This is a genomic window from Streptomyces bacillaris, assembly GCF_003268675.1.
In the GTDB taxonomy this organism is placed as follows: Bacteria; Actinomycetota; Actinomycetes; order Streptomycetales; family Streptomycetaceae; genus Streptomyces; species Streptomyces bacillaris.
In genome coordinates this window covers 860,172-881,702 of sequence record NZ_CP029378.1, presented here as the reverse complement: position 1 = coordinate 881,702, position 21,531 = coordinate 860,172, and the positions used below count along the sequence as shown (strand labels likewise).

Annotated in this window: 17 protein-coding genes, 1 tRNA gene and 1 pseudogene; 15 read left to right on the top strand and 4 right to left on the bottom strand. The window is 71.3% G+C overall.

The features are described 5' to 3' along the window. Nucleotides 1-135: 135 nt before the first annotated feature. From DJ476_RS03660 to DJ476_RS03610, 11 genes are all read left to right on the top strand, one after another. Nucleotides 136-1,287 carry a Gfo/Idh/MocA family protein gene (locus tag DJ476_RS03660; protein WP_208853570.1) on the top strand — a complete coding sequence of 384 codons (1,152 nt, stop codon included), beginning with the start codon at nucleotides 136-138 and terminating at the stop codon, nucleotides 1,285-1,287. Nucleotides 1,288-1,300: 13 nt separating this feature from the next. Further along, nucleotides 1,301-2,305, top strand: a complete 1,005-nt coding sequence (locus tag DJ476_RS03655) for a sugar phosphate isomerase/epimerase family protein (RefSeq protein WP_112489817.1) — start codon at nucleotides 1,301-1,303, stop codon at nucleotides 2,303-2,305. Between the two features lie 276 nt (nucleotides 2,306-2,581). Next, complete coding sequence (locus DJ476_RS03650; protein WP_112489816.1) at nucleotides 2,582-6,301, top strand: ThuA domain-containing protein; 3,720 nt, start codon at nucleotides 2,582-2,584, stop codon at nucleotides 6,299-6,301. Nucleotides 6,302-6,393: 92 nt separating this feature from the next. Beyond that, the gene (locus DJ476_RS03645; RefSeq protein ID WP_367812493.1) at nucleotides 6,394-7,572 is read left to right on the top strand and encodes an inositol-3-phosphate synthase; all 1,179 of its coding nucleotides are present in this window, start codon (nucleotides 6,394-6,396) and stop codon (nucleotides 7,570-7,572) included. Between the two features lie 158 nt (nucleotides 7,573-7,730). Further along, a complete protein-coding gene (locus DJ476_RS03640; RefSeq protein WP_404827454.1) occupies nucleotides 7,731-8,858 on the top strand; it encodes an SCO3242 family prenyltransferase in 1,128 nt (375 codons plus the stop codon). After that, a complete protein-coding gene (locus DJ476_RS03635; protein WP_112489814.1) occupies nucleotides 8,855-9,733 on the top strand; it encodes a sugar phosphate isomerase/epimerase family protein in 879 nt (292 codons plus the stop codon). Before DJ476_RS03640 ends, DJ476_RS03635 begins: the two co-directional genes overlap by 4 nt. Continuing rightward, nucleotides 9,727-10,395, top strand: a complete 669-nt coding sequence (locus DJ476_RS03630) for an EboA domain-containing protein (RefSeq protein ID WP_112489813.1) — start codon at nucleotides 9,727-9,729, stop codon at nucleotides 10,393-10,395. Before DJ476_RS03635 ends, DJ476_RS03630 begins: the two co-directional genes overlap by 7 nt. Beyond that, on the top strand, nucleotides 10,395-11,243 hold the full coding sequence (locus DJ476_RS03625) for a TatD family hydrolase (protein WP_112489812.1): 849 nt from the start codon (nucleotides 10,395-10,397) through the stop codon (nucleotides 11,241-11,243). The genes DJ476_RS03630 and DJ476_RS03625 overlap by 1 nt, the downstream gene beginning before the upstream one ends. A 4-nt stretch (nucleotides 11,244-11,247) precedes the next feature. Beyond that, complete coding sequence (gene eboE / locus DJ476_RS03620; RefSeq protein ID WP_103419300.1) at nucleotides 11,248-12,423, top strand: metabolite traffic protein EboE; 1,176 nt, start codon at nucleotides 11,248-11,250, stop codon at nucleotides 12,421-12,423. Beyond that, nucleotides 12,420-13,841 carry a nucleotide pyrophosphatase/phosphodiesterase family protein gene (locus DJ476_RS03615; protein WP_112489811.1) on the top strand — a complete coding sequence of 474 codons (1,422 nt, stop codon included), beginning with the start codon at nucleotides 12,420-12,422 and terminating at the stop codon, nucleotides 13,839-13,841. Before eboE ends, DJ476_RS03615 begins: the two co-directional genes overlap by 4 nt. Before the next feature lie 75 nt (nucleotides 13,842-13,916). Then, on the top strand, nucleotides 13,917-14,999 hold the full coding sequence (locus tag DJ476_RS03610; RefSeq protein WP_112489810.1) for a sugar phosphate isomerase/epimerase family protein: 1,083 nt from the start codon (nucleotides 13,917-13,919) through the stop codon (nucleotides 14,997-14,999). Nucleotides 15,000-15,055: 56 nt separating this feature from the next. On the opposite strand, the gene DJ476_RS03605 is transcribed toward DJ476_RS03610, so the two are convergent. Then, nucleotides 15,056-16,360, bottom strand: a complete 1,305-nt coding sequence (locus DJ476_RS03605) for a DUF2254 domain-containing protein (RefSeq protein WP_112489809.1) — start codon at nucleotides 16,358-16,360, stop codon at nucleotides 15,056-15,058. Between the two features lie 173 nt (nucleotides 16,361-16,533). Here DJ476_RS03605 and DJ476_RS03600 point away from each other — a divergent pair. Both DJ476_RS03600 and DJ476_RS03595 read left to right on the top strand, forming a co-directional pair. Further along, nucleotides 16,534-16,621 (top strand) — tRNA-Leu (locus DJ476_RS03600). A gap of 132 nt (nucleotides 16,622-16,753) precedes the next feature. After that, nucleotides 16,754-17,946 (top strand): IS3 family transposase gene (locus DJ476_RS03595; RefSeq protein WP_112489517.1). Its coding sequence is split into 2 segments (ribosomal slippage): nucleotides 16,754-17,018 and nucleotides 17,018-17,946, totalling 1,194 coding nucleotides; the frame shifts between segments, so codons are not numbered across the junction. A gap of 135 nt (nucleotides 17,947-18,081) precedes the next feature. Here DJ476_RS03595 and DJ476_RS35360 read toward each other — a convergent pair. Further along, nucleotides 18,082-18,579: a hypothetical protein gene (locus DJ476_RS35360; RefSeq protein ID WP_112489808.1), complete on the bottom strand. Its 498-nt coding sequence runs from the start codon at nucleotides 18,577-18,579 to the stop codon at nucleotides 18,082-18,084. Nucleotides 18,580-18,631: 52 nt separating this feature from the next. Here DJ476_RS35360 and DJ476_RS35355 point away from each other — a divergent pair. Together DJ476_RS35355 and DJ476_RS35350 are read left to right on the top strand one after the other, a co-directional pair. Next, a pseudogene (locus DJ476_RS35355) lies at nucleotides 18,632-19,030 on the top strand (DUF2254 family protein); the annotation flags it as partial. A gap of 47 nt (nucleotides 19,031-19,077) precedes the next feature. After that, entirely contained in the window at nucleotides 19,078-19,650 is a 573-nt protein-coding gene (locus DJ476_RS35350) for a DUF2254 family protein (protein ID WP_318294867.1), read from the top strand. Nucleotides 19,651-19,715: 65 nt separating this feature from the next. On the opposite strand, the gene DJ476_RS03580 is transcribed toward DJ476_RS35350, so the two are convergent. Beyond that, nucleotides 19,716-20,192, bottom strand: a complete 477-nt coding sequence (locus DJ476_RS03580; RefSeq protein WP_162638599.1) for an SPW repeat domain-containing protein — start codon at nucleotides 20,190-20,192, stop codon at nucleotides 19,716-19,718. Nucleotides 20,193-20,366: 174 nt separating this feature from the next. Continuing rightward, a complete protein-coding gene (locus DJ476_RS03575; RefSeq protein WP_318294324.1) occupies nucleotides 20,367-20,774 on the bottom strand; it encodes a copper chaperone PCu(A)C in 408 nt (135 codons plus the stop codon). Nucleotides 20,775-21,531: the final 757 nt, after the last annotated feature.

The following is a 21,531-nucleotide window of genomic DNA, read 5'->3' as shown; positions in this document are numbered from 1 at the left end:
GCGTCCCCCGGCCCGTTACCGCACACCGACGAGGAGGAAGTCCGCATGGCCCGTAGTCAAGAGCAGGGGACGGAAGCGCAGACCGGGACACCGGCGCCGCCACCGGAGCAGGCGCGCGGGACGCTCGGGGTCGGCATGGTCGGCTACGCGTTCATGGGCGCCGCCCACTCCCAGGGGTGGCGCACCGCCGGACACGTCTTCGACCTGCCGGTGCGCCCCGCTCTCGCCGCGATCTGCGGGCGCGACCGGGCGAGGGTCGACGCCGCGGCCGCCCGGCACGGCTGGGCGGCCGCCGAGACCGACTGGCGGGCGCTGATCGCCCGGGACGATGTGCAGCTGGTCGACATCTGCACCCCGGGCGACAGCCATGCGGAGATCGCCATCGCCGCCCTGGAGGCGGGCAAGCACGTGCTGTGCGAGAAGCCGCTCGCCAACACGGTGGCCGAGGCGGAAGCCATGGTCCGGGCCGCCGAGGCGGCGAGGGCCCGGGGCCAGGTGGCGATGGTGGGCTTCAACTACCGCAAGGTGCCCGCCATCACGTACGCCCGGCAGCTCATCGCGGAGGGCCGCCTCGGCACCCTGCGCCACGTACGCGCAAGCTACCTGCAGGACTGGCTGGTCGACCCGGCCTCCCCGCTCACCTGGCGGCTCAAGCGCGAGCACGCGGGCTCGGGCGCGCTGGGAGACCTGGGGGCGCACATCGTCGACCTCGCCCAGTACCTGGCGGGGGAGCTGCTGACGGGGGTCTCCGCCGTGTCCGAGACCTTCGTACGGGAGCGGCCCCTGCTCGCCGGAGCGTCGGCGGGGCTCTCCGGTAGCGCGGACACGGCTGGGCTGGGCGAAGTGACCGTGGACGACGCCGCGTTGTTCACCGGTCGCCTCGCCTCCGGGGCGCTCGCTTCCTTCGAGGCGACCCGGATGGCGGCCGGCCGCAAGAACGCGCTGCGGCTGGAGATCAACGGGGAGCTGGGCTCGCTCGCCTTCGACCTGGAGCGGCTCAACGAGCTGTCCTTCCACGACCACACCGAGCCCGCCGCCACCTCCGGCTTCCGCCGCATCCTGGTCACCGAGCCCGAACACCCCTACCTGGAGGCCTGGTGGCCGCCGGGCCACGGCCTCGGCTACGAGCACACCTTCGTCCACCAGGCCCGTGACGTGATCCGCACGATCGCCGAAGGCACCGAGCCCCGGCCCTCGTTCGCGGACGGCCTCCAGGTGCAGCGGGTGCTCGCCGCCGTCGAGGAGAGCGCCGCCAAGAACTCCGTACACACCGCCGTCCCCTCCTAGGAGGTTCCCGCCCATGCCCCGCCCCTTCACCCTCTTCACCGGCCAGTGGGCCGACCTCCCGCTGGAGGAGGTCTGCAAGCACGCCCGCGACTTCGGTTACGACGGGCTCGAACTCGCCTGCTGGGGCGATCACTTCGAGGTCGACAAGGCGCTCGCGGACCCCGGCTATCTGAAGAGCAGGCACCAACTGCTCGACAGGTACGGCCTGAAGTGCTTCGCCATCTCCAACCACCTGGTGGGCCAGGCCGTCTGCGACCATCCGATCGACGAACGCCACCAGGGCATCCTGCCCGCCCGCATCTGGGGCGACGGGGAGGCCGAAGGCGTACGGCAGCGTGCCGCCGCCGAGATCGCGGACACCGCGCGGGCGGCCGCCGCCTTCGGGCTCGACACCGTCGTCGGGTTCACCGGCTCCTCGATCTGGCACCTGGTCGCGATGTTCCCGCCGGTCCCGCCGCACATGATCGAGCGCGGCTACGAGGACTTCGCGGAGCGCTGGAACCCGGTCCTGGACGTCTTCGACGCGGAGGGGGTGCGCTTCGCCCACGAGGTGCACCCGAGCGAGATCGCGTACGACTACTGGACCACCAAGCGCGCCCTCGAAGCGGTCGACCACCGGCCCGCGTTCGGGCTGAACTTCGACCCGAGCCACTTCGTCTGGCAGGACCTGGACCCGGTGGGCTTCCTCTACGACTTCCGGGACCGGATCTACCACGTGGACTGCAAGGAGGCCCGCAAGCGGCTCGACGGCCGCAACGGGCGCCTCGGCTCGCATCTGCCGTGGGGCGACCCCCGGCGCGGCTGGGACTTCGTCTCCGCCGGGCACGGCGACGTGCCCTGGGAGGACGTGTTCCGGATGCTCCGGTCCATCGGCTACGAGGGGCCCGTCTCGGTCGAGTGGGAGGACGCGGGCATGGACCGGCTGACCGGCGCCCCGGAAGCGCTGGCCAGCCTGAAGCGGTACGACTTCGACCCGCCCACGGCCTCCTTCGACGCGGCCTTCGGCGGCGGCGAGTAGGCCCGCGACAGAGCGGCCCCGGGGCGCCACGAGGTGCCCCGGGGCTGCCCCGCCCTGCCCGGAATCCCCTTTGTCCTGACGGAAGCAGAAGTTCGGCCCAACCCTTGCACAAGGGCTTTCCGTCCCGGACGAACAGGTCTACCGTCCTCAGCGTGTACACGACATGACTCGCGTCACCGGGGTCACTCCCGTCCCCGGTGACGCACGCGCGGCAGTCCCCGCGCGGCACGGCACGGCTACATCCGCCCGTACAACCGGCACTCTCCGGAGGACCACGTGCACAGAACCAGAAAGCGGCTCCTGGCCCGGACCCGCGTCCGCAAAACGCTCGCGCTCTTCACCGGCGGCCTGCTCGCCGCCGCGACCCTGACCCTCGGCTCCGCCCCCGGCGCCACCGCCCACCCCGGCCACCCGGGCCACGACGCGCCCGTGGCGGAGGACTTCCAGCAGGTCACCCTCGCCAAGGGCGTGGAGGAGACCGGCGAGCCCATGTCGCTCGCCGTCCTCCCCGACCGCAGCGTCCTCCACACCTCGCGCGGCGGCGAGCTGCGGATCACCGACAGCGCCGGCAACACCAGGATCTCCGGCACCCTCCCCGTGTACACGCACGACGAGGAAGGCCTGCAAGGCGTCGGCGTCGACCCCGACTTCGCCGAGAACCGGGCCATCTACCTCTTCTACGCACCTCCGTTGGACACCCCGCCCGGCGACGCACCGGAGACCGGCACCGCCGCCGACTTCGCGAAATTCGAAGGCGTCAACCGGCTCTCCCGCTTCGTGCTCGACGAGGACGGCACGCTCGACACCGCCAGCGAGAAGAAGGTCCTCGACGTCCCCACCTCGCGCGGCATCTGCTGCCACGTCGGCGGTGACATCGACTTCGACAAGGACGGCAACCTCTACCTCTCGACCGGCGACGACACCAATCCCTTCGCCTCCGACGGCTTCACCCCGATCGACGAACGCCCCGACCGCAACCCGGCGTTCGACGCCCAGCGCACCTCCGGCAACACCAACGACCTGCGCGGCAAGATCCTGCGCATCAAGGTGGCCGAGGACGGCTCGTACACCATCCCCGAGGGCAACCTCTTCGAGCCCGGCACGGAGAAGACCCGCCCCGAGATCTACGCGATGGGCTTCCGCAACCCGTTCCGCTTCTCCGTCGACCAGGCCACCGGCGTCCTGTACGTCGGTGACTACGGCCCCGACGCGGGCGCCGCCGACGCCAAGCGCGGCCCGTCCGGCAAGGTCGAGTTCGCCCGGGTGACGAAGGCCGGCAACTTCGGCTGGCCGTACTGCGTCGGTGACAACGAGCCGTACATCGACTACGACTTCGCCACCAAGGTCTCCGGCGCCGCCTTCGACTGCGCCAACCTCAAGAACGAGTCGCCGCACAACACCGGCCTCGTCGACCTGCCGCCCGCCGAGGCCGCCTGGATCCCGTACGACGGCGGTTCGCTGCCCGAGTTCGGCTCCGGCTCCGAGTCCCCGATGGGCGGACCGGTCTACCGCTACGACGCCGACCTCGACTCGCCGGTCAAGTTCCCCGAGGCGTACGACGGCGACTTCTTCGCCGGAGAGTTCGGCCGCCGCTGGATCAAGCGCATCGAGCAGGACGCCGACGGTACGGTCCAGTCGATCAACGACGTGCCGTGGTCCGGCACCCAGATCATGGACATGGCCTTCGGCCCCGACGGGGCGCTGTACGTCCTGGACTACGGACTCGCCTGGTTCGGCGGCGACGAGAACTCCGCGCTCTACCGCATCGAGAACGCCACCGGAGGCCGCTCGCCCATCGCGGAGGCCTCGGCGAACAAGACCTCCGGCACCGCGCCCCTGAAGGTGAAGTTCTCCTCCGCCGGCACCTCCGACGGCGACGGCGACCCGCTCACGTACTCCTGGGACTTCGGTGACGGCGGCACCTCCACGGCCGCCGACCCCACGTACACGTACAAGAAGAACGGTACGTACGTGGCGACCGTCACCGCCGAGGACCCGACCGGCCGCACCGGCTCGGCCAGCGTCCACATCACCGTCGGCAACACCGCCCCGACCGTGGAGCTGGTGCTCCCCGAGGACGGCCAGCTCTTCGAGTTCGGTGACTCCGTCCCCTTCAAGGTGAACGTCAGCGACCCCGAGGACGGGACCATCGACTGCACGAAGGTCGAGGTCAAGTTCACCCTGGGCCACGACAGCCACGGCCACGACATCACCACCGAGCACGGCTGCGAAGGCACCATCAAGACCGCCATGGAAGGCGGCCACGACCCCAACGCCAATATCTACGGCGGCATTTCGGCCACCTACACCGACAACGGCGGTGGCGGCCAGGCCAAGCTGACCGGCAGGGACCAGGCGCGCCTCCAGCCCCGGCACCGGCAGGCCGAGCACTTCGACAACTCCTCCGGCGTCACCACACCGAGCAAGGCGAGCGCCCACGGCGGCAAGACCGTCGGGGACATCCACAACGACGACTGGATCTCCTTCAAGACCTACGTCCTGGCGGGCACCACCAAGCTCACCGCCCGTATCTCGTCGGCCGGTTCGGGCGGCTTCCTCGAAGTCCGCACCGGATCGCCCACCGGCAAGATCCTCGGCTCCGGCCCGGTCCCGGTGACCGGCAGCTGGGACACCTTCCAGGACATCGACATCCCGCTGCGCGGAGCACCGAAGAAGCAGACCGAACTCTTCCTCGTCTTCAAGGGCGGCGACGGAGCCCTCTACGACATCGACGACTTCGAACTCTCCAACACCCCGGTCGACAAGACCGCCAAGCGCGTCCTGGTCTTCTCCAAGACCGCCGGATTCCGCCATGACTCCATCCCGGCCGGCATCGCCGCGCTGAAGGAGATCGGCAAGGACACCAACATCACGGTCGACTCCACCGAGTCCGCCGCCCAGTTCACCACCAGCAACCTCGCCCGCTACGACGCCGTCGCCTTCCTCTCCACCACCGGTGACGTTCTCAACGCCGATCAGCAGAAGGCCTTCGAGAACTACGTGGCCACCGGCGGCGGTTACGTCGGCATCCACGCGGCCGCCGACACCGAGTACGACTGGGAGTTCTACGGCGGCCTCGTCGGCGCCTACTTCGACTCCCACCCGCAGATCCAGTCCGCCACCGTCCGCGTCGAGGACCACGACCATCCGGCCACCGCGCACCTGGACGAGGAGTGGGAGCGCACCGACGAGTGGTACAACTACCGCACCAACCCCCGTGGCCAGGCAAAGGTGTTGGCGACCCTCGACGAGACCACCTACACCGGCGGCAACATGAAGGGGGACCACCCGATCTCCTGGTGCCAGACCTACCAGGGCGGCCGCTCCTTCTACACCGGCCTCGGCCACACCAAGGAGTCCTACGCCGAACCGGCCTTCCGCCAGCACCTGTCGGGCGGACTGCGCTACGCCACCGGCCAGGTGAAGGCCGACTGCAAGCCCGGCAAGGACTACCGGCCCCTCTTCAACGGCAAGACGCTGGAAGGCTGGAAGCAGGCGGGCCCCGGCAAGTTCACCGTCAGTGACGGCGCCCTGCACTCCGAGGGCGGCATGGGCCTCCTCTACTACCAGGCCAAGGAGCTGAAGGCGTACTCGCTCAAGCTCGACTGGAAGATGGCCGGCGACGACAACTCCGGTGTCTTCGTGGGCTTCCCGGAGTCCGACGACCCCTGGTCGGCGGTGAACAACGGCTACGAGATCCAGATCGACGCCACCGATGCCGCCGACCGCACCACAGGAGCCGTCTACGGCTTCAAGTCCGCGAACATCAAGGCCCGTGACCGCGTCCTGCGGCCCCCGGGCCAGTGGAACAGCTACGAGATCAAGGTCCAGGGCGAACGTCTGCAGATCTTCCTCAACGGAGCGAAGATCAACGACTTCACCAACACCGACCCGGCCCGCAGCCTGAAGGACGGCTACATCGGCCTCCAGAACCACGGAGCCGACGACCAGGTGTCCTTCCGCAACATCCAACTGAAGGAGCTGCCCTCGACGTAGGGCGGCCGCCTCTGCCGACGACGGGCGGGGGAGCACCCCGACCTTCCCCCGCCCGCCGTCTTCCACCCCCTCATCCCCCAGGGAGGCAGCCCGTGACCGCACACGCCGCTCGTGAAGGCCTTACGCCCACGGAGAGTTCACACCGTGGAGCCGACAGCCCGGGCCACCGGACGGGCGTCTGGTTCATCGGAGCACGCGGCTCCGTCGCCACGACCGCCACCGCGGGGTGCGCGGCCATCGCGGCGGGCCTCCACCCGCCCACCGGCATGGTCACCGAGACGCCCCCCTTCGCCGACACCGGGCTGCCGCCCCTGACCTCCCTGGTCTTCGGCGGCCACGACACCCTGGACTGCCCCCTCACCAAACGGGCCGAGGCGCTGGCCGAAGCCGGCGTACTGCCCCACCGCCTCCCCACCGCCGTACGGTCCGAACTCGACGCCGCCGACGCCGAGATCCGCCCCGGCGGACCGCTCCCCGGCGACACCCGCACCGACCAGCAGCTCATCGCCGCGTTCGCCGCCGACCTCACCGACTTCGCCCACCGCCACGACCTGGCCCGCACCGTCGTCGTCAACGTCGCCTCCACCGAACCCGCCCCCGGACCCGACGACCCCGGGCTCCCCGCCAGCTCCCTCTACGCGGCCGCCGCCCTCCGGGCCGGCTGCTCCTACGTCAACTTCACCCCCTCCACGGGCCTGCGCGCCCCCGAGCTGGCCGACGATGTCGCCGCCTGCGGACTTCCCCACGCGGGACGCGACGGCAAGACCGGCCAGACGCTGCTCCGCTCCGTGCTCGCCCCGATGTTCCTCCAGCGCGCCCTGCCCGTACGGGCCTGGTCCGGGTCGAACCTGCTGGGCGGCGGGGACGGGGCAGCCCTGGCCGACCCGGCCGCGGCCGCCGCCAAGAACGCGGGAAAGGAGCGCGTCCTCACCGACACCTTCGGCACCGCCCCCGAGGGCGAGGTCCACATCGACGACGTCCCCGCGATGGGCGAGTGGAAGACGGCCTGGGACCACATCGCCTTCGACGGCTTCCTCGGCTCCCGGATGATCCTCCAGACCATCTGGCAGGGGTGCGACTCGGCCCTGGCCGCCCCGCTCGTCCTGGACCTGGCCCGGCTGCTGGCCCGCGCGCACGAGGCGGGACTCAGCGGCCCCCGCCCGGAGCTGGGCTTCTACTTCAAGGACCCGGACGGCGGCACCTCGGCCGCGCTCGCGGAGCAGTACGCCACCCTGCTGGCCTTCGCCGAGCGGCTGCGGGGCATGGCGTGAGGCGGCTGCTGCGGGCCCTGCCGCTGCTCGGGGCCGGCCTGCGGGTGCCCCCAGGGGCTCCGGGCCGCACCCCCGAAGACGGCCTGTCCGGTACGGGTGGGACTGCGCCCGCACCGGACAGGCTCAGGCCGTCCCCCGGACGCGGGAGAGGGGACACGGTGCGGGCCTGGAGCGAACTGTTCCGGGTCTCCGCACTGTTCTCCGTGCCGGGTGACGCCCTGGCCGGGGCCGCGGCGGTGGGCCGTGGCCCCGGCCGGGGTACGGCACTCGCGGTCGGCGCCTCGCTCTGCCTGTACGAGGCGGGGATGGCGCTCAACGACTGGGCGGACCGCGAGGAGGACGCCGTCGACCGCCCGCACCGGCCGATCCCCTCGGGCCGCGTCAGCCCGGCCGCCGCCCTGGGCGCGGCCGGGGTCCTGACGGCGGCGGGCCTGGCCCTCGCGGCGCGGGCCGGCCGCCCGGCGCTCGCGGTCGCCACCGGCCTGGCCGCCACGGTCTGGGCCTACGACCTCCGCCTGAAGCACACGAAGGCGGGCCCGGCGGCGATGGCCGCGGCCCGCTCCCTGGACCTGCTGCTGGGAGCGACGGCGACGGCAGCGGGAAGCGGGACGGCCGCGACCGCGCGAGGCGGGGGCGACAACGTTGCCGCGCGGATCGCCTTCGTACGCGGCCCCCTCCCCGCCGCCCTCGCGCTCGGGGCGCACACCTACGGCGTCACCGCCGTCTCCCGCCACGAGGCACAGGGAGGCTCCACCGCCGTACCGCTCGCGGTCCTGGCTACGACGGCGGCGCTCGGCACGGCCGTGCTCACGGCGGGCCGGGCAGGCCGGACCTCGATACCGGCTCACCGGGCAGCCCGGACCGGGGGACCGGGGGAGCACCGGGCGGCCCGGACGAACAGCCCGGGGGAGCACCGGCTCGCAGGGGCAGGAGGGCCGGGGGCACACCGGCCGGTACTGACCCAAGGGCCCTGGGAGCACGGGTCCGTACGGGCAGGAGGCCCAGGGGCACACCGGCCCACCCGCCCCCACCACCTCACCCCCGCCGACCTCCTGCTCACCGCGTTCACCGGCGCCTACCTCCGTACCGCTGGGCCACCCCTCCTGCACGCAGCCCTCAACCCGTCCCCGCCCCTGATCCAGCGGGCGGTCGGTGGCGGCATCCGGGCCATGATCCCGCTCCAGGCGGCGCTCGCCGCCCGTAACGGAGCGCCCGGCTCCGGCCTCGCCGTGATGGCACTCGTCCCTCTTGCCCGCGCCCTCGCCCGGAAGGTGAGCCCCACATGACCCTCCACTTCGGCTACGGCACCAACGGGCTCACCGACCTCCGCCTCGACGACGCCCTCGGCCTCCTCGCGGACCTCGGCTACGCGGGCGTCGGGCTGACGCTCGACCATATGCACCTGGACCCGCTGGCTCCGGACCTCACCGAGCGGACCCGCCGCGTCGGCCACCGGCTCACCTCCCTCGGGCTCCGCGTCACCGTCGAGACCGGGGCCCGCTATGTCCTGGACCCGCGCCGCAAGCACGGCCCCTCCCTCCTCGACCCGGACCCCGAGGCCCGGGCCGCCCGTACCGCGCTGCTCGTCCGGGCGGTGGACGTGGCCGCCGAACTCGGCGCGCACGCCGTCCACTGCTTCAGCGGCATCACCCCGCCCGGCACCGCGCCGGACACCGCCTGGAAACGGCTGACCGAAGCGATCACCCCCGTACTCGACGCCGCCGACCGGACCGGCATCCCCCTCGCCATCGAGCCCGAACCCGGTCACCTCCTCGCCACCCTCGCGGACTTCCACCACCTCCGGGGCCTCCTGGGCGATCCGTCGTCCCTCGGCCTCACCCTCGACATCGGCCACTGCCAGTGCCTGGAGGAGGCCACCCCCGCGCAGTGCGTGCGGGACTCCGCCCCCTGGCTCCGGCACGTCCAGATCGAGGACATGGGGCGCGGCGTCCACGAGCACCTCCCCTTCGGTGACGGCGAGATCGACTTCCCGCCCGTGCTCGCCGCCCTCGCCGCCACCGGCTACCAGGGCCTCACCGTCGTCGAGCTGCCCCGCCACTCCCACGCGGGCCCCGAACTCGCCCGCACCTCCATCGACTTCCTGCGCAACGCCATGACCAGGGGCGCCATCGGCACGAGTAAGGGCGGCGCACCGTGCTGAAGCCCCGCAAGGAACTCGACGCCGAACTCGATGCCCCCGCCCGCGCCTGGCTCGACACGGCCTTGACCGAGGCCGCACACCACGCCACGGCCGACGAAGCGGCCACCGACGGGACCGTCACCCCCGCGTGGGAACTGCGCTTCGCCGCCGCAGGCCGGCACTGCGGTCAGCAGCACGCCGACTCCGTACGCTCCCTCCTCCTCATCGAGGCCCGCGCCCCGCTGCCCTCCGTCACCCGGCTCTACGAACAGGGCACCGCCGCCGAACGCCGGGCCGTCCTCCTCACCCTGGACCGCCTCGCCCTCGGCGCCACCGCCCTGCCGCTCGTCGAGGACGCCCTGCGCACCAACGACACCCGGCTGGTCGCCGCCGCCGTCGGCCCGTACGCGGCGGCCCACCTGCCCCCGCACGCCTGGCGCCACGCCGTGCTGAAGTGCCTCTTCACCGGGGTGCCGGTGGACGCCGTCGCCCGGCTCGGGGAACGGGCCCAGGGGGATGCCGAACTCGCCCGCATGCTGGCCGACTTCGCCGCCGAACGCACCGCCGCAGGCCGTGAGGTCCCGCCCGGCCTGCGCACGGTCCTCGCCCTCACCGATCCGGCACCCGAGCACACCCCGGCACCCGAACGGGCCACCCCTGCCGCCCCCACGGAGGAGTCCTGATGCGCATCTTCGACCCCCACATCCATATGACGTCCAGGACCACGGACGACTATCAGGCGATGTACGACGCGGGCGTCCGCGCCCTCGTCGAACCCTCCTTCTGGCTCGGCCAGCCCCGCACCTCGCCCGCCAGCTTCTACGACTACTTCGACGCCCTCCTGGGCTGGGAGCCCTTCCGCGCTTCCCAGTACGGCATCGCCCACCACTGCACGCTCGCCCTCAACCCCAAGGAGGCGAACGACCCCCGCTGCACCCCCGTCCTGGACGCCCTGCCGCGCTATCTGGTCAAGGACTCCGTCGTCGCCGTCGGGGAGATCGGCTACGACTCCATGACCCCGGCCGAGGACCACGCGCTGGCCGCTCAGCTCCAACTCGCCGCCGACCACGGGCTGCCCGCCCTCGTCCACACCCCGCACCGCGACAAGCTCGCCGGTCTCCACCGCACCATCGACGTCATCCGCGAATCGAGCCTCCCCCCGGAGTTCGTCCTGCTCGACCACCTCAACGAGACAACCGTAAAGGCCGCCACTGACAGCGGCTGCTGGGCCGGGTTCTCCATCTACCCGGACACCAAGATGGACGAGGACCGGATGGTCGCCATCCTCAAGAACCACGGCACCGAGAAGATGCTCGTCAACTCGGCCGCCGACTGGGGGAAGAGCGACCCGCTGAAGACCCGCAAGGTCGCCGACGCCATGCTGAAGGCCGGATTCACCGAGGACGACGTCGACCAGGTCCTCTGGCGCAACCCCGTCGCCTTCTACGGCCAGAGCGGCCGCCTCCAGCTGGACACCCCCGCCCCCGACGCGCTCCACGAAGGCAACTCCATCCGGCGCGGCGGGGAGTGAGGCCATGCGCTTCCGCCACCCGGACGGGTCCGTCGTCCACCTCTCGTACTGCACCAACGTCCACCCAGCCGAGACCCTGGACGGCGTCCGCGCCCAGCTCCGCGACCACTGCGAACCCGTACGCCGCCGACTCGGCCGGGACCGGCTCGGCATCGGCCTCTGGCTCGCCCGGGACGCCGCCCGCGCCCTGACCAACGACCCCGCCGAACTCCGCGCCCTCCGCGCCGAACTCGACAGCCGGGGCCTCGAAGTGGTCACCCTCAACGGCTTCCCGTACGAGGGGTTCGGCGCCGACGAGGTCAAGTACCGGGTCTACCGGCCGGACTGGACCGAACCCGACCGCCTCGCCCACACCACCGACCTGGCCCGCCTCCTGGCCGCCCTCCTCCCCGACGACGTCACCGAGGGCACCATCTCCACCCTCCCGCTCGCCTGGCGCACCCCCTACGCCACCGACCCCGGCGCCCCCCGCACCGCACGCACCGCCCTCACCACGCTCGCCCAGCGCCTGGACGCCCTCGCCGAACTCACCGGCAAGTCCATCCGCGTCGGCCTCGAACCGGAGCCGGGCTGCACCGTGGAGACCACCGCCGACGCCATCGCCCCGCTCACCGACGTCGGCCACGAACGCATCGGCATCTGCGTCGACACCTGCCACCTGGCGACCTCCTTCGAGGACCCCGACACCGCGCTCGACGCCCTGACCGCGGCGGGCATCCCGGTCGTCAAGTCCCAGCTCTCCGCCGCCCTGCACGCCGAACACCCCCACCTGCCCGAGGTCCGCACCGCGCTCGCCGCCTTCGCCGAACCGCGCTTCCTCCACCAGACCCGCACGCGCACCGCCGCCGGGCTGCGCGGCACCGACGACCTGGACGAGGCGATCGCCGGCGGGGCGCTCCCCGACTCCACCCCCTGGCGCGCCCACTTCCACGTACCGCTGCACGCCCCGCCCGCGCCCCCGCTCACCTCCACGCTCCCCGTGCTCCGCACGGCACTGACCCGGCTCGTCGGGGGAGCCGTGCCGCTGACCCGGCACCTGGAGGTGGAGACGTACACCTGGCAGGCGCTCCCCGCCGAACTGCGCCCCCGCACCCGCACCCAGCTCGCGGACGGGATCGCCGCCGAACTCACCCTCGCCCGCGACCTCCTCGTCGACCTCGGCCTCAAGGAGCTGCCATGAGCAACGACGCCCCCGGAACCACCCCGGGCACGGCAGACCACCAGGGCCCCACCCCCCTCCTCGTCCTCGACGTCGTCGGCCTCACCCCGCAGCTGCTCGCCCACATGCCCAACCTCACGGCGCTCGGGAAGCAGGGCGCGCAGGCTCCGCTCTCCACCGTCCTGCCCGCCGTCACCTGCGCCGCCCAGTCCACCTTCCTCACCGGGGCCATGCCCGCCGAACACGGCATCGTCGCCAACGGCTGGTACTTCCGCGAACTGGGCGACGTCCTGCTCTGGCGCCAGCACAACGGGCTCGTCGAGGGCGACAAGCTCTGGGACGCCGCCCGCCGCGCCCACCCCGGCTACACCGTCGCCAACATCTGCTGGTGGTACGCGATGGGCGCCGACACCGACTGGACCGTCACCCCACGCCCCGTCTACTACGCCGACGGCCGCAAGGAACCCGACTGCTACACCCGGCCCCCCGCCCTGCACGACGAACTGACCGAGAAACTCGGCACGTTCCCCCTCTTCCACTTCTGGGGCCCCGGCGCCGACCTGGTCTCCTCCCAATGGATCATCGACGCCACCCGCCACATCATCACCACCCGCACCCCCGACCTCGCCCTCTGCTACCTGCCGCACCTGGACTACGACCTCCAGCGCTACGGCCCCGACGACCCCCGCTCCCACCGGGCCGCCGCCGACCTGGACCGGGCCATCGCCCCGCTGCTGGCCGACGCCCGCGCCGAAGGCCGTACCGTCGTCGCGCTCTCCGAATACGGCATCACCCGCGTCAGCCGCCCCGTCGACATCAACCGGGCGCTGCGCCGGGCGGGCCTGCTGGAGGTGCACACGCAGGACGGCATGGAGTACCTGGACCCGATGGCCTCCCGGGCCTTCGCCGTCGCGGACCACCAGCTCGCCCACGTCTACGTACGCCGCCCCGAGGACCTGGAGGAGGTCCGGGCGGCCCTCGCGGACCTGCCCGGCATCGACCAGCTCCTCGACGACGAGGGCAAGAAGGCGCACCACCTGGACCACCCCCGCTCCGGCGAGCTGGTCGCCGTGGCGGAGAAGGACGCCTGGTTCACGTACTACTACTGGCTCGACGACGCACGCGCCCCCGACTTCGCCCAGCTCGTCGAGATCCACCGCAAGCCCGGCTACGACCCCGTCGAGCTGTTCATGGACCCCGAGGACCCCTACGTACGGCTGAAGGCCGTCTCGGCGGTCGCCCGCAAGAAGCTCGGCCTGCGCTACCGCATGGCGGTCGTCCCCCTGGACCCCTCACCTATTCGCGGCAGCCACGGCCGCCTCCCCGAGAGCGACGACGAAGGTCCGCTCATCCTCTGCTCCACCCCCCACGCGTTCACCGACCGGGTCAGGGCCACCGAAGTGAAGTCCCTGCTCCTCCAGCTTGCCGGACTGCACTGACAATCCCCGTCACGCACCCGGCACCGCACCGCTCACCCCACGTCCCGTCACGTCATCCAAGGGAGCCACGCGAACATGAGCCGCACCTCCAAGGACACCGAACTCGCCCGCAGACTGAGCCGCCGCAACATCCTCGGCGTCGCCGCCGGAGCCACCGCCGCCACGATCATCGGCACGGCGACCGCCCAGGCCGCCGCCCAGGGACCCGCCAAGGGCCCCGGTCACGGGCCGGACCACGGCCACGGGCACGGGCACGGCAAGGGGAAGCCCGTCCTGCCCCCCGGCCGCCTCGGCATCCAGCTCTACAGCCTGCGCGACAAGATCTCCACGCTCGGCTTCGCCCCCGTCTTCGCCGAGCTGGAGAAGTACGGCTACGACGAGATCGAACTGGCCGGCTACACCCAGGGCTCGGCCGGCCCCATCACCCTCGCCCAGCTCAAGCGGCTGGCCAAGGACCACGGCCTCAACCCGATCGGCAGCCACGTCGGCTACTACGACGACGACAACCCCGGCGCCTACACCTTCGCCCAGAACCTGGAGAAGGTCCTGGACGACGCCCAGGCCCTCGGCCTCAAGCACATCGGCACGGCCTCCGGCCCGTTCCGCTACGGCTCCACGGTCGACGGCTGGAAGCGGGCGGCCGACGACTTCAACAAGTACGGCGCCGCCGCCCGTAAGCGGGGGATGAAGTTCTACCAGCACAACCACGCCGAGGAGTTCTCCTTCGCCACCGACAAGCCCGACGTGCGCCTCTACGACGTGCTGCTCGCCGAGACCGATCCCGACCTGGTCTATCTGGAGATGGACATCTACTGGGCCTACTGCGCACAGTTCCGGTTCAGCAAGCGCGTGGACGGCACCCGGGCCCCGCTCGACCCGCTGAAGTACGTCCTCAAGTACCCGAACCGGTACCCCCTGTTCCACGTCAAGGACGGCATACGCGACGAGACGACACGTGACGGCTACCGCATGACGGACGTGGGCGACGGGGACATCGACTACAAGACGTTCCTCTCCAAGGTGACCAGCCGGACCCACCACGGCCGGACCTACCACCACTGGCAGGCCGAGCACGACAACCCGGTCGAGTCGCTCGCCTTCGCCCGGAAGTCCAGTGAGCACCTGCACTCCCTGAGGACGGGCCGCTGCGGCGACTGACTCGCGGGGGCGCATGTGGGCCCGGCGGGGGACCGCCGGGCCCACCGGCCAGAGGCCTACCCGATGCCCTGCCGGTCCGGCAGCAGCGCGAACTCCCGGTCGGCGGCGACGGGAACACTCCGTTCCACGGCCTCGACGAGCAGCGCCCGATGCCGTACCAACGGCTGCTTCCGCTCCTCCGGCGCCAGCAGCAGCAGATCGTCCAGCCCCGCGAGGAGCCGCCGCGACACCTGCGGACTTCCGGCCACACACCACCGGATCTCCTCGAAGGCGAGGTCCACCAGGTCCTCCCACTCCGGCCCCTCCTGCACCAGCCGTACCCGCCCCGCCCGGTCCCGGTGGTGGACCGTGCCGAGCGGCAGCCGCACCACGACCGCGAGGAACTGCACGATCCGGTCCAGGCACTGGACGGCGGTGGTCGGGTCGTTCACGGACGTCGACAGGGCCCGCAGCGCGATGTCGGTGAGCTGACGCAGCCCGAACGCCAGGTCCTGGTGCAGGGTGCGCTCCACCGAGACGGAGACCGCCGACCGCAGCCGGTGCCGTGGGGGTACGGCTCCGCCGTGGACGGCGAACATCGGGGTCCCCGGCACCACGAAGTCCCCGATCCGGGGGATCAGCCGCAGGACGACGCCCTGCCGCCGGGCCACCCGGACCAGCCGCGCCGTGTTCACGTCCCGCAGCACCCCGGCCCGCCCCTCGTACATCACCTGCCCGGTCCGCGCCCCCAGCCCCTCGGACCCGCCCGGCCCCCGGGGCATCCGGCCGAGCACCCGGAACGAGTCCCGTGCGATCCGGTCGACGACCGGCCCGACCTGCATGAGCCGCAGCGTCGAGCTGACGTAGACGACGAACAGCAGCAGGCTCAGCCCGACCAGCACCAGCGTGAGCAGGCTCTGCAACAGCGGGACCGAGACCACCCGGCGCGGGTCGGTCTCGCTCTCGTACGAGGCCAGGACCAGCAGCGAGAACAGGAACGTCGCCAGGAACACCGTCAGCGTGGCCTTGCTGATCCGGCTGCGGACGAAGATCCGCACCACCCGGGGGGTGAGCTGCCCGCTGGCCATCTGCACGGCGACCAGCGAGATGCTGAACACCACACCGATGAAGGTCATCATCGCCGAGCTGATCTGGGTGACGATCGTCTTCGCGTCCTGGGCGAAGGAGATCAGGGTCTCCAGCTCGTCGTAGGCCTTCTCCCGCCGGAGAAACGCGACGATCTCGTCATCGACCTCGGAAGCGACCAGCCACAGCACGAACACAGACACGAACCCCATGGTCGGGGCGAACCAGAACGTGTCGCGCAGATGCTCGCGCAGCGGAGACAGCGGGCGGGGCCGGCGGTAGCCGCGATCACTCATGGACGCGAAGGTAGCCCCGAGACCTCCCCGGACCACGGAGGCCGCTCACACCGGCACGCCGCACCTCACTGACCACCGGGTATGCCCCCGATACGCAGGTGAAACGCACTCCGAACCCCTGGTATTGTTTTCCATGTCGCCGCGGGGAACACACCGCGAACGACAGACACCTTGTCCGGGTGGCGGAATGGCAGACGCGCTAGCTTGAGGTGCTAGTGCCCTTTATCGGGCGTGGGGGTTCAAGTCCCCCCTCGGACACCAGGGTCAACCGACCAAATAGAGCCGGTCAAAGCGACACTTTGTCGCTTTGACCGGCTTTGTTGAGCTGTACTGAGATTTGTGGAGTCCCTGATGCCAGGGTTACGGTCCTGGCGAAGGAGATCCACCAGCACCATGGCAGCACCCCGTAAATATCCGGACGAACTGCGCGAGCGCGCGATTCGCGAGGTCCGCACCACCGGCCGCCCGATCGCGCACGTCGCGAAGGACCTGGGCATCCACAAGGAGGCCTTGCGCGGCTGGGTCCGCCAGGCCGAGGCCGACCGCGGCGAGCGGGACGACCGGCTCACCACCGCAGAGCTCGACGAGCTCAAGCAACTCCGTAAAGAAGTAGCGGAGCTGCGGCGGGCGAACGAGATCCTGAAAGCCGCCTCGGTGTTTTTTGCCCAGGAGATCGACCGTCCCCGGACGAGGCCGAGCAGGTGATCGACCACCTGCGTGGACACGGCCTCGGGGTCGATCCCGTCTGCCGGGTGCTGGACCTGTCTCCGTCGACGTACTTCGCCCGCAAGAAGCGGCCGAAGTCGGCCCGTCGGCTCCGCGACGAGCAGCTCATGCCTCTGATCGAGGAGGTCCACGCGGACTCGGGCGGCACCTATGGCGCCCGCCGGATCACGCGGGCCCTGGGCCGCCGGGGCGTCGAGGTGGCCCGCTGCACGGTCGAGCGGCTGATGGCCGAGCTGGGCCTGGAGGGCGTCATCCGTGGCCGGCGCCGCCGCACCACGGTCCCGGAGCCGTCGGCGCCGCGTCCGCCGGACCTGGTCGACCGCGACTTCACCGCCTCGCGGCCCGATCAGCTGTGGGTCGCGGACATGACCTATGTCCGCACCTGGTCGGGATGGATGTATGTGGCATTCGTCCTGGACGTGTACTCGCGGATGATCGTCGGCTGGCAGGTCGCGAACCACATGCGGACCGAACTCCCTCTGGACGCCCTGGAGATGGCGCTCTGGCGGCGTCGGATCAAGAAGGACTCCGGACTGATCCACCACAGCGATCGCGGGTCGCAATACGTGTCAATTCGGTATACCGACCGGCTCGCGGACATCGGCGCCTCCGCCTCCGTCGGGTCGGTCGCGGACTCGTATGACAACGCGATGGCCGAGGCGCTGAACGGGACCTTCAAGGCCGAGCTGATCGAGATGCAGGGTCCTTGGAAGGACGTCGAGCAGGTCGAGCGGGCGATCTTCCAGTGGGTCACCTGGTACAACGAGGAACGTCTGCACTCCGCGCTCGACTACGTGCCGCCGGCCGAGCACGAGGAAGCCTTCTGGCGCAGCCAGGAGCAAACCCCGCAGTCCGCCTGAACCAATCAAGATCGGACTCTACGAAACTCGGGGCAGCTCATTGTTGTTGTGGTGGACGTGATCTGGCCCTCTCCGGGTTCGCAGAAGGCCAGATGTGTTTGTGCTGATCAGGTGGAGTGCGGGGGGTGGGGTGGATCAGTTCTCGGAGGTGGTGCCAGAGAGGTAGCCGCCCGGGGTCCAGTCACGCGGGTTCTTGAGTTTGTGGCGGTTGGAGGGGCGGCGGGCGGGGAGGCCGTCTGTCTGGAGGGTGTCGAGCCAGCTGGCGCGTTTGCGGTGGTTGGCGTGGGTGATCTGGAAGGAGAGGAGGAGGGACTGGGCGGCGATTCCGCGGATGCGGCGGGTGCGGCTGCGTTCGATGGCTTCGTGGTTTTTGGCGTAGCCGTTGAAGTGCTCCACACGGTTGCGCAGGCGGAAGTGGTGGTGGACCCAGGGGGCGAGGCCGTGGTCGAGTTCCTGCCAGTGACGGATGCCGATGTCCCGGGTGAAGGTGAGGGACTCACGGCGGCAGACTGCGGGGGTTCCTGCCGGGGTGGGGGTGACGTCGATGAGGGGAAGACGGGGGGTGCGGCCGAGGCTGCGGCGCTTGACGGGGCAGGCGACGGTGGGGTGTGTGCCTGCTGCGGGGCAGAGCATCCTTCGTGCGCCTCGGTGGTCGGGGGCGGCTTTGGGACGCAGGCGGTAGGAGGTGCGGGCGTCGACCCGGGCGCGCCAGGTGTGTTTGCCGATCTTCCTTGGTGGGCAGGTCGGCGGTGGCGGTGGTCAGGGGCTGGGGGAGGTTGGGGCAGTACCAGGGGCGTTCCTCCTCACTCTGGCGAGCGTGCTCGGCCTGGTGCTGTTCCTTTCTCACCTGGCACGCGAGATCCGGGTGGAGACGATGATGCACAGCGTCCGCGCGGCCGCCGACCGCACCATCCACTGCCTTCCCTCCGAAAGGGCCCCCGCCGCCGGGGGCCCGGGCGCGCCACCGCAACCACCCGCCGACGCAGTGCTCCTGCCCGTCCTGAAGCCCGGCTTCCCGACCGCCGTGGACGAGGATGCACTCCTGGAGGCAGCCGTCGAGGCCGACGTGGTCCTGCTCATCGTCGGCGACCCCGGCAGCTCCCTGATCACCGGCACACCCATGGGAGCCGCCTGGCCGCGTGCGGGCAGCCCTTCTCCCACGAGACCCGGACAGGTCTGGTCCGCAAAGCCGCGGAGGCGGTTTCCACCGGCGCGGAACGCACCGAGGCCAAGGACGTCGCCTTCGGACTCCGCCGGCTCACCGACATCACCGCCAAAGCGCTCTCACCCGGGGTCAACGACCCCACTACCGCTGTCCATGCCCTCACCCACGCCTCCGCTCTGCTGTGCGAGTTGGCCCGCCGCGACCTCGACCCCCGGGTACTGCACGACGGCCGCCACCGGGTGAGGGTCGTGCTGCGGCGCCCGGACCTGGCAGATCTCCTCGATCTCGCGCCAGCACAGCCGCTGCGCTACGGCGCCGCCGAGCCCGCGGTTCTGATCCGCGTCGCGATGCTCCTGCGCGAACTGGCATGGAACAGCGCGCCCGACCAGCTCCCGCCCATCGCCGCCGCCCTCGACCGACTGCGCTCCACCACCGCAGGCCAGGGCTTCCACGCCACCGAGCACGACCTGCTCACCGAACTCCTCCAACTGGTCGAGCAAGCACTGGCCGGACGCCGGACGTACGACCGGACGCACTGACCGGCCGGCCCCGGCCACCACCGGCAGCCCCCGGACCGGTCCGGGCGACCGGGCAGCACCGTGACTCAGGAACACCGCCTCCCTCCGCGAGGAGAGGCCGGGCGAGAGTCCGCCGACCTGCCTGCCCGGGACGCCGTCAGCGCGATGGCCAGGGGGAGGGCCGACAGGACGACCAGCACGCAGCCCACCGTGATGTCGTTGACACGTGCGGCGTCGGCCGCGGCGGTATCGCCGTAACTCACCACGAACGGCGCGACGAACAGCCACACCCCGCCCGCCAGGACGAGCACATCGCTCACCCATCCTCGCGGCCGGATCAGCCGGGCCAGAGCCACGCAGAACACGACGACGCCGACGAGAATCTCGATGAGATGGGCGTCGACGGCCGGCTCCGTGAACGGATAGCCGATGATCCACGCTCCGACGAACAGCCAGAGCGAGGACAGGAGCATGAGGCCACTGATGGGTTCGTTCCTCAGGCCGCGGGCCAGCTTCCTGGGCGAGGGGCCGGTCTCCGGCGGCGAGGACTGTCCAGGAGTCACGGCGGTCTCCTTTCCGGCCCTGGTACTCGACCGTTGCCGCAGACGTACGTTGCAGATGCGGCCCCCCTTGGGTGCCCGGATGACCGGGTTCCACACAGCCCACCGACGCGGGAGTCGCTGGCCCTGGATCGCGGCGGACTCGCCCGCGGCGAGGCCGCCGCCCTGCTGTGCGGATCACTCTCCGGGCGAGGGCGGCGTGAGCCCCGGGGTGTCGGTGGCGTCCTCGCCGACGTAGGTGGGCAGCTGCGCGTGCATCTGCAGCGCCACCTCACCCGCACGTTCGAAGCGCAGGGTCACCCAAGCGTAGTCGCCGCCCCTCATCTCCTCCTTCAGCCCTCGCAGCAGCAGGTGCGGCCGGTCCTCCTCCAGCTCCACCAGCTTCTCGGGCGGCACCTCCACCGGCCCCCGCTCGTCGCCGTCCCCGGTGACGATGTCGACCGACCGTGCGATCGTCGTCTCAGCGCCGAGTAACCGGTCCGCGGTGGCTCCCTCGTTGTAGAGCCACACGTACAACGGGGCGTCGTGCCCGATCTCCCACGGACCGTTCGGCGGCTCGGAGATATGGGCGTAACGGATCAGCATGTTCCCGACCCGGGCGTTCGCGCCGGGCGGGTTGTACTCCCCTTCGTGGGTACTGCAACCAGCCAGCATCGTGGCGGCGAGGCAGCAACTGACCAGAGCGTAGGCAGTCCGGCGCACGGAACGGCCGAGGCGTGGAAAGCTGTTCATCGAGGTCCCCATCATCGTCGTGGCCTGCGGGTTCATCCGCAGGTATGCCCATGCGCGACCTCGTACGTCGACGGGTTGAGTCGGATGGCGGGCCGAAGCACACCGCCACGGGTGCGGACGCGGGCGACGGACCTACGCGATGGAGTCGGCCTCCGCCTGTCCCGGGCGCCGTGAGCCCGTGGGTCGCCTTCTCCCGACGGGGCGTCCCTGGCGGAGAGGGCTGACCGGTCCGACACCGACTCGGCAAGATCGGCGACCACGTCAGGCGAGACCTCAGGTTCGTCACCGACCTCCGCGACCTGTCGCAGGTCCTCCGACGTCTCCCCGCGGTTGCGGTAGCGGTGGGCCATCGGCAGCCAGGCGCAGACGATCTCCCCACGAAGCCGCTCCCGGGCCAACCCGAGGAGGCAGTGGCGCGAGACGGCGAAAGCCTGCCGCTGGCCCGGCGCGCTGGAAGGCCTGGCTTCGAGCTCGTCACACGATCATGGTCGGGCCTTCTTGCTGACGCGGTCGGGCCCGACCGCGTCAGCGCGCCTCACTCGCTCGGAGTTCCGCTGCGAAGCTGCACGCATCGCACCGTTCGGAGAGCCGGACGGCGACGGCTCGGTCG

What these genes read in the sequence shown, in the direction of transcription:
- eboE (WP_103419300.1), top strand. Translation starts at nt 11,248, where the DNA reads ATGCGCTTCCGCCACCCGGACGGGTCCGTCGTCCACCTCTCGTACTGC.
- DJ476_RS03625 (WP_112489812.1), top strand. Translation starts at nt 10,395, where the DNA reads ATGCGCATCTTCGACCCCCACATCCATATGACGTCCAGGACCACGGAC.
- DJ476_RS03655 (WP_112489817.1), top strand. Translation starts at nt 1,301, where the DNA reads ATGCCCCGCCCCTTCACCCTCTTCACCGGCCAGTGGGCCGACCTCCCG.
- DJ476_RS03575 (WP_318294324.1), bottom strand. Translation starts at nt 20,774, where the DNA reads ATGCTGATCCGTTACGCCCATATCTCCGAGCCGCCGAACGGTCCGTGG.
- DJ476_RS03635 (WP_112489814.1), top strand. Translation starts at nt 8,855, where the DNA reads ATGACCCTCCACTTCGGCTACGGCACCAACGGGCTCACCGACCTCCGC.
- DJ476_RS03615 (WP_112489811.1), top strand. Translation starts at nt 12,420, where the DNA reads ATGAGCAACGACGCCCCCGGAACCACCCCGGGCACGGCAGACCACCAG.
- DJ476_RS03660 (WP_208853570.1), top strand. Translation starts at nt 136, where the DNA reads ATGGTCGGCTACGCGTTCATGGGCGCCGCCCACTCCCAGGGGTGGCGC.
- DJ476_RS35360 (WP_112489808.1), bottom strand. Translation starts at nt 18,579, where the DNA reads ATGCTCTGCCCCGCAGCAGGCACACACCCCACCGTCGCCTGCCCCGTC.
- DJ476_RS03610 (WP_112489810.1), top strand. Translation starts at nt 13,917, where the DNA reads ATGAGCCGCACCTCCAAGGACACCGAACTCGCCCGCAGACTGAGCCGC.
- DJ476_RS03605 (WP_112489809.1), bottom strand. Translation starts at nt 16,360, where the DNA reads ATGAGTGATCGCGGCTACCGCCGGCCCCGCCCGCTGTCTCCGCTGCGC.